This is a genomic window from Brevundimonas sp., from assembly GCF_041911375.1.
Taxonomy (GTDB): Bacteria; Pseudomonadota; Alphaproteobacteria; order Caulobacterales; family Caulobacteraceae; genus Brevundimonas.
Genome location: NZ_JAYRPA010000013.1, coordinates 79,766 through 89,431, shown reverse-complemented (window position 1 = coordinate 89,431; position 9,666 = coordinate 79,766). Strand labels below are relative to the sequence as shown.

Here is a 9,666-nt window from a genome sequence, read left to right as displayed (position 1 = left end):
GGCGCTGCTGACCCTGGCCGTCGTTCAGGCGGGCGCGCCGGCGGCGCGGCCGTGCACCCCCGCCGAGGTCGCCGAGCTGACCCGACCCGCGGCCGAACCCTACCGTCTGCTGTGCCGGGCGGCGCTGTCCGGGCGCGACGTCGCCCGACCCGTGCTGATCCAGGGCGCCGAGGCGTCGGGCGCGGCCCTGGACTGCGGCGGCGGTCGAATTCAGGGGCCCCAGGCGGCGACCACCGGAACGCCCACGGTCGCCATATGGTCGCGGCCCGAGGGTCAAGTCTGGAGCCGGCCCGTCGACGTATCGGTGCGCGACTGCGTGGTGGCGGGCAATATCCGAATCTGGGGCATGGGCGCCGGCGGATCGATGCGCGACCTGCTGGCGTCGTCGCGCACGGCCGGCCACACGACGGCCGCCCAGTCGGCTGCGCCCCTGAACGTGCGGATCGACAAGGTCCGGTTCGAGGCGACGGGCACGATCCCGCTCTATGTCGGCCCCGGCGTCACGCGGACGACCGTGACCGGTTCGACCTTCGCCGGCCGGTCGACCTCGACGGCGATCTATCTGGACGCCGAGAGCGCGGGCGCGGAAATCCGGGGCAATGTGTTCGACATCCGCACGGGCCGCGAGCAGGTCGCGGTCGACGGCTCGGGAGCCAACCGGATCGTCAACAATCGTTTCGTCCTGGGGGGACGGGGCGGGGTGTTCCTGTACCGCAACTGCGGCGAGGACGGGGTGATCCGCCACCAGACCCCGTCCTATAATCGGATCACGGACAATGTCTTCTCGGGCGCGTCCTGGCTGAGGCCGCGCACGGTGGTCGTGGGCGCGCGCGAAGGGGGCCGCCGCTATTGCGGCGACGACGCCGGCTGGCCGTTCGGCTCGAGCGCGGATGACGGCGACGGCGCGCGCGGCAATCAGGTGGCGCGCAACCGGATCGAGGGCGTCGCATCGTTCTGGAACCGCTCGCCTCGATAGCGAGCCGGGGTCAGCCGGCCGCGCGCACCGCTGCGGAGACGTCCGAGACGATCCGTCGCACCAGGGCCTCGTCGTCGCCCTCGGCCATCACGCGGATCAGCTTTTCGGTGCCCGAGGGGCGGACAAGGAGGCGGCCCTGGCCGTTCAGCGCGCCTTCCGCCTCGGCGATGGCGGCCTTGACCCCGTCGCTGTCCAGCGGCGCGCCGGCGGCGTAGCGCACGTTCTCCAGCTTTTGCGGCACGGGATCGAACTGGCGGGCCAGTTCGCTCATCGGGCGACCGGACTCGACCAGCACGGCCAGCACCTGCAGGGCCGCCATCAGGCCGTCCCCGGTGGTGGCGTGGTCGTGCAGGATGATGTGGCCGGATTGCTCGCCGCCGATGTTGAAGCCGCCCTCGCGCATCCGCTCCATCACATAGCGGTCGCCGACCTTGGTGCGCTCCAGCGTCAGGCCCTCAGCCTTCAGACGGCGCTCCAGGCCCAGGTTGGACATGACGGTGGCGACCACGCCCCCGCCGGACAGGCGGCCTCGCCGGGCCCAGTCCAGGCCGACCAGGGCCATGATCTGATCGCCGTCCACGACCTGGCCCTTCTCGTCGCAGATGATCAGCCGGTCGGCGTCGCCGTCCAGGGCGATGCCGATGTCGGCCCGGTAGCGCTTGACCGCCTCGGCCAGGGTCGCCGGATGGGTCGAGCCGCATTCGGCGTTGATGTTCAGTCCGTCGGGCGACACGCCGACGGCGCAGACCTCGGCGCCCAGCTCGAACAGGGTGGTGGGGGCGACCTTGTAGCCGGCGCCGTTGGCGCAATCGACGGCGATGCGCAGGCCCTGGAGGCTGAGCCGCTTGGGGAAGGCCTGTTTGGCGATCTCGATGTAGCGGGCCTGGGCGTCGTCGATGCGCTTGACCCGGCCCAGGCGGTCGGAGGGGGCCAGGCCCTTGTCCAGGCCGTCGTCCATCATGGCCTCGATCCTGAGCTCGATCTCGTCGGACAGCTTGTAGCCGTCGGGACCGAACAGCTTGATGCCGTTGTCGGCGTAGTTGTTGTGCGAGGCCGAGATCATCACGCCCAGGTCGGCGCGCATCGAGCGGGTCAGCATGGCCACGCCGGGCGTCGGCACCGGGCCGAAGGTGCGCACGTCCATGCCCACCGAGGCGAAGCCGGCGACCAGCGCCGGCTCGATGGTGTAGCCCGACAGCCGGGTGTCCTTGCCGATCACCACCAGATGGCGCCGGTCGTCGTCGGTGCGGAACAGCTTGCCGGCGGCCAGGCCGACGCGCAGCGCGACCTCGGCCGTCATGGGATGGGTGTTGGCGCGGCCGCGGATGCCGTCGGTGCCGAAATATTTCCTGTCGCCCACGGCGTGGTCCTCTGGCTCGGGTAACGTTCCGAAACCCCAATTTTGATGCGGCCCGTCTTAAGATTGCATAGACGGGCGGCGGGGCATCGATAGCGTGGCTTAGTCCCTGTTCGCCGCCAGTGCAAAGCGGCCTTCCCTTTCCTGACGGAGCGCGCGGCATGTGCGGCATCATCGGCATCACGGGCGGCGGCCCTGTCGTTCCCCGGCTGATCGACAGTCTGAAGCGGCTGGAATACCGCGGCTATGATTCGGCCGGCGTCGCCGCCGTGGTCGACGGGTCGGTCGAGCGCCGACGCGCCCAGGGCAAGATCCGCAATCTGGAAGCGGTGCTGAGCGAACAGCCGATGACGGCCACGGTCGGCATCGGCCACACCCGCTGGGCCACCCACGGCGCGCCGACGACCGCCAACGCCCACCCGCACAAGGCCGGGCGCGTGACCCTGGTCCATAACGGCATCATCGAGAACTTCGCCGAGCTGAAGGCCGAACTGGCGGCCGAGGGCCATGTGTTCGAGAGCCAGACCGACACCGAGGTCATCGCTCACCTGCTGGACGCCGAGCTCGAGACGCAGAAGACGCCGCTGGACGCGTTCAAGCGCGTGCTAGACCGGCTGACCGGCGCCTATGCCCTGGCGGTGCTGGTCGACGGCGAGGACGATCTGATCCTGGGCGCCCGGCGCGGCAGTCCGCTGGTGGTCGGCTGGGGCGAGGACGAGATGTATCTGGGGTCCGACGCCCTGGCGGTGGGGCCGTTCACCCAGAAGATCAGCTATCTGGAAGAAGGCGACTATGTCGCCGTGACCAAGGCCGGGGCCCGGATGTTCGACGCCGCCGGAACGCCGGTCGAACGGGCGGTGGTGCAGGTCTCGGCCTCCTCGGCCATGGTCGAGAAGGGCGAGTATCGCCACTTCATGGAAAAGGAGATCCACGAACAGCCCGACAGCGTCCAGCACACCCTGTCGGAGTACCTCGACCTTGTGACTGGCAAGGCCAAGACCAACGCCGTCGACTTCGCCGCCATCGACCGCATCCAGATCGTGGCCTGCGGCACGGCCTTCTACGCCGGTCAGATCGGCCGCTATGCGTTTGAGAAGCTGGCGGGCCTGCCGTGCGACGTCGAGATCGCGTCCGAGTTCCGCTATCGCTCGCCGGCGGTGTCGCCCAGGACCGTGGCCGTCGCCGTCAGTCAGTCGGGCGAGACGGCCGACACCCTGGCCAGTCTGACGTGGTGCAAGGCCCAGGGGCTGAAGACCGCCGCGGTGGTCAACGTCCATTCCTCGTCCATGGCGCGCGAGGCCGAGGTGCTGTGGCCGACGCACGCCGGGCCCGAGATCGGGGTCGCCTCGACCAAGGCCTTCACCGCACAGGTCGCGGCCCTTCTGGCCCTGGCGGTCGCGGCGGGCGTGGCGCGCGGCCGGATCGACGCGGCCCGGGAGGCCGAGCTGGTCAAGGCCCTGTTCGAGAGCCCCCGCCTGATCGCAGAGGCCCTGACGATGGGCGACAGCATTCGCGCCGTGACCCACGACCTGTCCAAGGCGGACGACGTGCTGTTCCTGGGCCGGGGCGCCATGTTTCCGCTGGCGATGGAAGGCGCGCTGAAGCTGAAGGAGATCAGCTACATCCATGCCGAGGGCTATGCCGCCGGAGAGCTGAAGCACGGGCCGATCGCCCTGATTGACGAGGAGACGCCGACCATCGCCCTGGCGCCCCTGGACGAGGTGTTCGAAAAGACCGCGTCAAACCTGCAGGAGGTCGCCGCGCGCGGCGGGCCGGTGATCATGATCGCGCCCGAGGCGGCGCCTGACCCGCACGGCGCCGGCATCCGGCGCATCCACGCGCCGGACTGCCATCCCCTGATCGCGCCCCTGGTCTATGCGGTCCCGGTGCAGCTGCTGGCCTATTACACCGCGGTGCAGAAGGGCACCGACGTCGATCAGCCCCGCAACCTGGCCAAGTCCGTCACGGTGGAGTGAGGCGTCCCGGCGGCGACCCTGAGGGCGTCGACGTCGGCGATGTGAATGGCGGCGCGCCGCAGACGGATCGCGCCCGCAGCGTGAAGCTCCGTGCACGCCGTGGAGACGCTGGCGCGGCGCACGGACATCAGCGCCGCCAGATCGCTCTGGCGCAGCGGCAGGGCGTCGCCTCCGTCCAGATCGTGCACGTCCAGGATCAGGGCGGCCAGCCGCTGGCTTACGGTCAGGGCCGCGTGTCGCAGCACCTCGCGCCGGAGCCCGGCGTTGCGGCTGCGCAGGTCCGACAGGGACGTCTCCACCAGCACGGCCTGGTCGATGCGCTGCGCCAGCCGGCGGGCCGGCACCGACAGGAAGCGGCCGGCCGTCAACCATTGGGCGGTCTCGGTCTCTCCGCCGCCCAGCACGGCGTCGAAGTTGATCAGGTCGCCGGACGCGGCCTGGCCTCGGGACACGGTCTCGCCCACGCCCAGCCGGGCCGCGACGCCTTCGATGATCAGGGTGACCTGCGGCTCTCCGTCGCGCGTGGGCGCCGTGAGGGCGCCGGCCGAGGCAAGGAAGGCGTCGCCTTCGTCCAGGCCCTGGACCGCCAGCATGGACAGCAATGAGCGCGCGAGATTCGGCCGGGACATGCGGCGTGTGAAGCGCGAAGCGGGGCCGCACGCGATAACATGCGTTAAGTCGTCACACCGGCTCGCTCTGCAGGCGCAGGTATGTGGGATCGAACTCGGCGAGTTCGGTCAGTCTGCGCCAGTCCAGGATTTGGATCCGTCCGCCCGACCAGGCGATCACCCCTTCGTTCCGCAGTTCCGAGATCAGCCGGCTGACGTGGACGGTCGACAGGCCCAGCGCGTCGCCGAGCATGGTCTGGGTCAGCGGCAATTCAAACGTCAGATCGTCGGCCTGACCGGCGGCCTGGAGCCGCAGGTACAGTTCACAGACCAGATGGGCCAGATGGCCCAGGCCGCTTCGCCGCCCCATGGCGACCAGCCACTGGCGGTGAATGGCGGCGTCGATGATGGTGTCCAGCCACAGCAAACGCGTCAGGTGCGGATGCCGCTCCGTCACCTCGATCAGGCGGGCGTGCGGGGCCTGGGCGGCGACGCAGTCCGTCAGCGCGACGACGCCATGGTCCATCTGCTTCATCAGCAGGCTGTGCAGGTCGATGAAGTCGCCCGCGACGTTGATCTCGGTGATCTGGCGCCCGCCGTCCTCCAGCGTGGTGTAGCGGGCCGAAAATCCCGAGATCAGCAGGGTGCTGTGCTGGGGCCGGGTGTGTTCGCGCACGATGTCGGCGCCGGCCGGAACCTTGTAGGGCGTCTCCAGGATCGTCTCGAGAACGGCGATCTCCTCCGGCGAAACGCTGTCGCGCAGGGACAGCTTGTCCACCAGATTGGCGATCCGGGGTTCGGGATGCAGTGTGCTCATTAGCCGGCTTCCGATAACCGCCAGCCCTCCGGCGCGGTGTCGGAAGCACTGGCGGTGACGCTGACGACCGTCTGGCCTTCGGCGTCGGTGACGATGACGCTGAATGACCGCGTGGTCCAGAACGACGCGCCTCGGTAACGGAGAATCTCGCCCAGGACGGTGACGGCCTCCTCCCGGGCGGCGTCGACCCCCGCCAGTTCCTCGCCCTGATCGTCGCGGATGCGATCCCCGTTCTCGGTATGGAAATAATAGCGCGGCAATCGTCCCTCCAGCATCAGGCGAGGAGGGAAGCGACGGACGCCGCGTTTGGTTCAGATCAGGCGGCGGCCGCGCGTCGGGGCATAGGCATGCACGGCGGACCAGGCGAGGCTCTCTGCCCAAGCCGGAGCCGCCGATCCTTGCGGATCGGTGGTGTTGATGTTCAAGGCGCGATGAACCAAAGACTGAACCGTGCCGTCTCTCGAAGCGAAAGTTCCGGTCCTAATCCGTCCCCGTCGTTTCCACGACGATCGGGGCTGGTTCATGGAGACCTATTCCACGGCCTCAGCCGCAGCGGCCGGGGTGACGGTGGACTTCGTGCAGGACAACCATTCCTGTTCAATCGCGCCGGGCACGGTTCGGGGGCTTCATTTTCAGCGCCCGCCGCACGCCCAGGCCAAGCTCGTGCGTTGTCTCGCGGGTGCGATCATGGACTACGCCGTTGATCTGCGACGCGGATCGCCCAGCTATGGCGACTACGTGTCCGCCAGGCTGACGGCTGCCGGCGGAGAACAACTGTTCGTGCCCATCGGGTTCGCTCATGGCTTCGTCACGCTCGAAACTGGGGCGGAGGTGGCCTACAAGGTGTCCGATGTCTATGCGCCCGACTGCGACGGCGGCGTCTGCTGGAATGATCCGGTGATCGGGATCGACTGGCCGCTGCCCGCCAGCGGCGCGATCCTGTCGGAGAAGGACGCCGCCCTGCCGCGTCTGGCCGATCTCGAAAGCCCCTTCGACTATGACGGCGAGCCGTTGCGGCCGCTGTCGGGCGCCGACTGATGCGCGTCCTCGTCACCGGCGGCGCCGGCTTCATCGGTTCCGCCCTGGTGCGCCGTCTGATCGGAGGCTCGGACCACACGGTTCTGGTGTTCGACAAGCTGACCTATGCGGGGAGCCTGAGCTCGCTCGCGGCCGTCGCGAATAGCGGGCGCTATCGCTTCATTCAGGCCGACATCTGTGACGCGCGGGCGGTCGAAGAGGCGTTCAAGGCCTTCAGGCCCCAGGTCGTGGTCCATCTCGCCGCGGAAAGCCATGTCGATCGCTCGATCGACGGACCGGCCGCCTTCATCCAGACCAACCTGGTCGGAACCTTCACCCTGCTCGACCAGGCGCTGCACTATTGGCGCGGCTTGCCGGACGCCGAAAAGGCCGGCTTCCGCTTCCATCATGTCTCCACCGACGAAGTATTCGGGTCATTGGGCGACGAGGGCGCGTTCAGCGAGAGCACGCCCTATGATCCGCGCTCGCCCTATTCGGCGTCCAAGGCCGGGTCGGATCATCTGGTGCGCGCCTGGGGGCACACCTATGGCCTGCCCGTCCTGATCACCAACTGCTCCAACAACTACGGCCCCTTCCATTTCCCAGAAAAGCTGATCCCGCTGACCATCATTCGCGCCCTCTCCGGCCAGACTCTGCCGGTCTACGGCGACGGTGCGAACGTGCGGGACTGGTTGTTCGTCGAGGACCACGCGCGCGCCCTGCAGGCCGTGTTCGAACAAGCGACGCCGGGCGGAACCTACGCCATCGGCGGGGGCGCCGAGCGAACCAATGTCGAGGTGGTGAGGGTGATCTGCGCGAACCTGGATCGGGCGCGTCCGCGGGGTGATGGACGGTCGTACGCCGAGCAGATCGCCTATGTGGCCGATCGCCCCGGGCATGATCGGCGCTACGCCATAGACGCCTCGAAGATGCAGGCCGAACTGGGGTGGAGGCCCGCCGTCACCTTCGAAGCAGGCATAGAGATGACCGTGTCCTGGTACCTGGAGAACGGCGACTGGTGGCAGGCCATCCTTGATCGCGATGACGCCACCGCGCGGCGAGGCGCCGTGCATGACTAAGCCCCTAGATATCCTGATCACTGGCGGCGCGGGCCAGATCGGGCAGGAGCTTCAGACGCTCGCCTGGCCTGAACCCGTCAGGCTTCATGCGCCCTCACGCGCGGCGCTCGATCTGAGCTCGGTCGCATCGGTCGAGGCGACGTTCGGGCGAATGTCTTTCGCCGCCGTGATCAACGCCGGCGCCTACACCGCCGTGGATGCAGCCGAGGACGATGTCGCCGCAGCCTTCGCGATCAACGCCCTGGGCCCCGCCGCGCTGGCTGAGACGACCCGGCGGGCGGGCGTGCCGCTGGTGCAGGTTTCGACGGACTATGTCTTCGATGGCGCGAAGCCGGGTCTCTATGTCGAGGATGATCCCGTGGCTCCCCTGAGCGTGTATGGCGCATCGAAGCTCGCGGGCGAATTGGCCGCCAGGAGCGGCAATCCGCGTTCGGTGGTTCTTCGGACCGCCTGGGTCGTAAGCCGCCGCCGCTCCAACTTCCTGAGGACGATGTTGCGGCTCGCCGCCGAACGGTCCCCGATACGCGTCGTGAATGACCAACAGGGGTGTCCGACATCGGCGCGGGACGTGGCCAAGGCGCTCCAGACCATCACGCTGAGAATGATCGCCGAGCCCGATGCGCCGACGGGCGTCTACCACTTCGTCAACGCCGGCGTGGCGACCTGGGCCGACCTGGCCAGAGAGATACTCGCTCAAAGCGCCCTTAACGGCGGTCCGGTCGCGGATGTGCTGTCTATCTCTTCATCGCAGTTTCCGACGCGGGCGCGCCGCCCCATGAACTCGAGCCTGGCGACAGGCAAGCTGACGCGCGACTATGGCCTTTCGCCTTGCGGCTGGCCGGAGGCGGTGGCCGAGATCGTGTCCGAACTTCAGGCGGAAGGCGTAGGAGAATGAAGGGGCTCATCTTGGCGGGGGGATCCGGCACCCGCCTTCATCCCATGACCCTCGTCACATCAAAGCAGTTGATGCCGGTCTACGACAAGCCGATGATCTACTATCCGCTGTCGACCCTGATGCTGGCCGGCATTCGCGAGGTTCTGATCATCTCCACCCCGCGTGATCTGCCGAATTTTCAGGCGCTGCTCGGGGACGGCGCACAGTGGGGGATGGAGATTCAGTACGCTGCCCAAGCCGAGCCTCGCGGCTTGGCGGAAGCCTACGTCATCGGGGCTGATTTCGTCGCGGGCGAGGCGTCGGCGCTGATCCTCGGCGACAATATCTTCTACGGCCACGGCATCACCGATCTATTCACACGGGCGATGCGTCGGCCGGACGGCGCCACCGTCTTCGCCTACCACGTGAACGATCCGGAGCGTTACGGCGTCGTCGCCTTCGACGATCAGATGCGCGCGACCTCCGTCGAAGAGAAGCCGACGGCGCCGGCCTCGAACTGGGCGGTGACAGGTCTCTACTTCTACGACGCCGATGTCGTGGAGATCGCCCGCGATTTGAAACCGTCCGCTCGGGGGGAGTTGGAAATCACGGATGTGAATCGCGCCTACCTGGAGGCCGGCAAGCTGTCCGTCGAGATCATGGGCCGCGGGTACGCCTGGCTCGACACGGGCACGCCAGACAGCCTGATGGAGGCGGCCGAGTTCGTGCGCATTCTCGAGCGACGTCAGGGGTTCAAGATCGCCTGCCTTGAGGAGATCGCCTTTAAGAACGGCTTCATCGACATCACTCAACTCGAGAAGCTCGCCGCCCAGCTCCGGCACTCCTCTTATGGCCGATACGTCACCTCCCTTGTACGCTCCAAGGGATGAATTCCGGAAGCGCCGGGGTGTCAGCGGCGTCCGGGGCGACAGAATAGCCCGTCGCCGCACGCATCGCCCTTG

Annotated in this window: 10 protein-coding genes; 6 read left to right on the top strand and 4 right to left on the bottom strand. The window is 68.2% G+C overall.

Annotated elements, in window-relative coordinates:
* Positions 1-4: 4 nt before the first annotated feature.
* Entirely contained in the window at positions 5-976 is a 972-nt protein-coding gene (locus ACE3PU_RS02250; protein WP_374386215.1) for a right-handed parallel beta-helix repeat-containing protein, read from the top strand.
* A gap of 10 nt (positions 977-986) precedes the next feature.
* Here the strand turns inward: ACE3PU_RS02250 and glmM are convergent, their stop codons facing one another.
* The gene (glmM, locus tag ACE3PU_RS02245) at positions 987-2,336 is read right to left on the bottom strand and encodes a phosphoglucosamine mutase (protein WP_374386211.1); all 1,350 of its coding nucleotides are present in this window, start codon (positions 2,334-2,336) and stop codon (positions 987-989) included.
* A gap of 158 nt (positions 2,337-2,494) precedes the next feature.
* Here glmM and glmS point away from each other — a divergent pair, with 158 nt between their 5' ends.
* The gene (glmS, locus tag ACE3PU_RS02240) at positions 2,495-4,309 is read left to right on the top strand and encodes a glutamine--fructose-6-phosphate transaminase (isomerizing) (RefSeq protein ID WP_374386210.1); all 1,815 of its coding nucleotides are present in this window, start codon (positions 2,495-2,497) and stop codon (positions 4,307-4,309) included.
* Here the strand turns inward: glmS and ACE3PU_RS02235 are convergent.
* The 3 genes from ACE3PU_RS02235 to ACE3PU_RS02225 form a co-directional block, all read right to left on the bottom strand.
* Entirely contained in the window at positions 4,270-4,902 is a 633-nt protein-coding gene (locus ACE3PU_RS02235; RefSeq protein ID WP_374386213.1) for a Crp/Fnr family transcriptional regulator, read from the bottom strand. The two genes, glmS and ACE3PU_RS02235, sit on opposite strands and share 40 nt — an antisense overlap.
* A gap of 88 nt (positions 4,903-4,990) precedes the next feature.
* Complete coding sequence (locus ACE3PU_RS02230; RefSeq protein WP_374386209.1) at positions 4,991-5,734, bottom strand: Crp/Fnr family transcriptional regulator; 744 nt, start codon at positions 5,732-5,734, stop codon at positions 4,991-4,993.
* The gene (locus ACE3PU_RS02225) at positions 5,734-5,994 is read right to left on the bottom strand and encodes a hypothetical protein (RefSeq protein ID WP_374386208.1); all 261 of its coding nucleotides are present in this window, start codon (positions 5,992-5,994) and stop codon (positions 5,734-5,736) included. Before ACE3PU_RS02225 ends, ACE3PU_RS02230 begins: the two co-directional genes overlap by 1 nt.
* 190 nt (positions 5,995-6,184) lie before the next feature.
* Here ACE3PU_RS02225 and rfbC point away from each other — a divergent pair, with 190 nt between their 5' ends.
* From rfbC to rfbA, 4 genes are read left to right on the top strand one after another with little or no spacing between them, the layout of a single operon-like run.
* On the top strand, positions 6,185-6,772 hold the full coding sequence (gene rfbC, locus ACE3PU_RS02220; protein WP_374386207.1) for a dTDP-4-dehydrorhamnose 3,5-epimerase: 588 nt from the start codon (positions 6,185-6,187) through the stop codon (positions 6,770-6,772).
* Complete coding sequence (gene rfbB / locus ACE3PU_RS02215) at positions 6,772-7,830, top strand: dTDP-glucose 4,6-dehydratase (RefSeq protein ID WP_374386205.1); 1,059 nt, start codon at positions 6,772-6,774, stop codon at positions 7,828-7,830. The genes rfbC and rfbB overlap by 1 nt, the downstream gene beginning before the upstream one ends.
* Positions 7,823-8,725: a dTDP-4-dehydrorhamnose reductase gene (gene rfbD, locus ACE3PU_RS02210; protein WP_374386203.1), complete on the top strand. Its 903-nt coding sequence runs from the start codon at positions 7,823-7,825 to the stop codon at positions 8,723-8,725. Before rfbB ends, rfbD begins: the two co-directional genes overlap by 8 nt.
* Entirely contained in the window at positions 8,722-9,594 is an 873-nt protein-coding gene (gene rfbA, locus ACE3PU_RS02205; protein ID WP_374386201.1) for a glucose-1-phosphate thymidylyltransferase RfbA, read from the top strand. The genes rfbD and rfbA overlap by 4 nt, the downstream gene beginning before the upstream one ends.
* Positions 9,595-9,666 lie beyond the last annotated feature (72 nt).

Coding starts and splice junctions, on each gene's coding strand:
- ACE3PU_RS02235 (WP_374386213.1), bottom strand. CDS start 4,902: ATGCTGGCGGTCCAGGGCCTGGACGAAGGCGACGCCTTCCTTGCCTCG.
- glmS (WP_374386210.1), top strand. CDS start 2,495: ATGTGCGGCATCATCGGCATCACGGGCGGCGGCCCTGTCGTTCCCCGG.
- rfbB (WP_374386205.1), top strand. CDS start 6,772: ATGCGCGTCCTCGTCACCGGCGGCGCCGGCTTCATCGGTTCCGCCCTG.
- rfbA (WP_374386201.1), top strand. CDS start 8,722: ATGAAGGGGCTCATCTTGGCGGGGGGATCCGGCACCCGCCTTCATCCC.
- ACE3PU_RS02230 (WP_374386209.1), bottom strand. CDS start 5,734: ATGAGCACACTGCATCCCGAACCCCGGATCGCCAATCTGGTGGACAAG.
- rfbD (WP_374386203.1), top strand. CDS start 7,823: ATGACTAAGCCCCTAGATATCCTGATCACTGGCGGCGCGGGCCAGATC.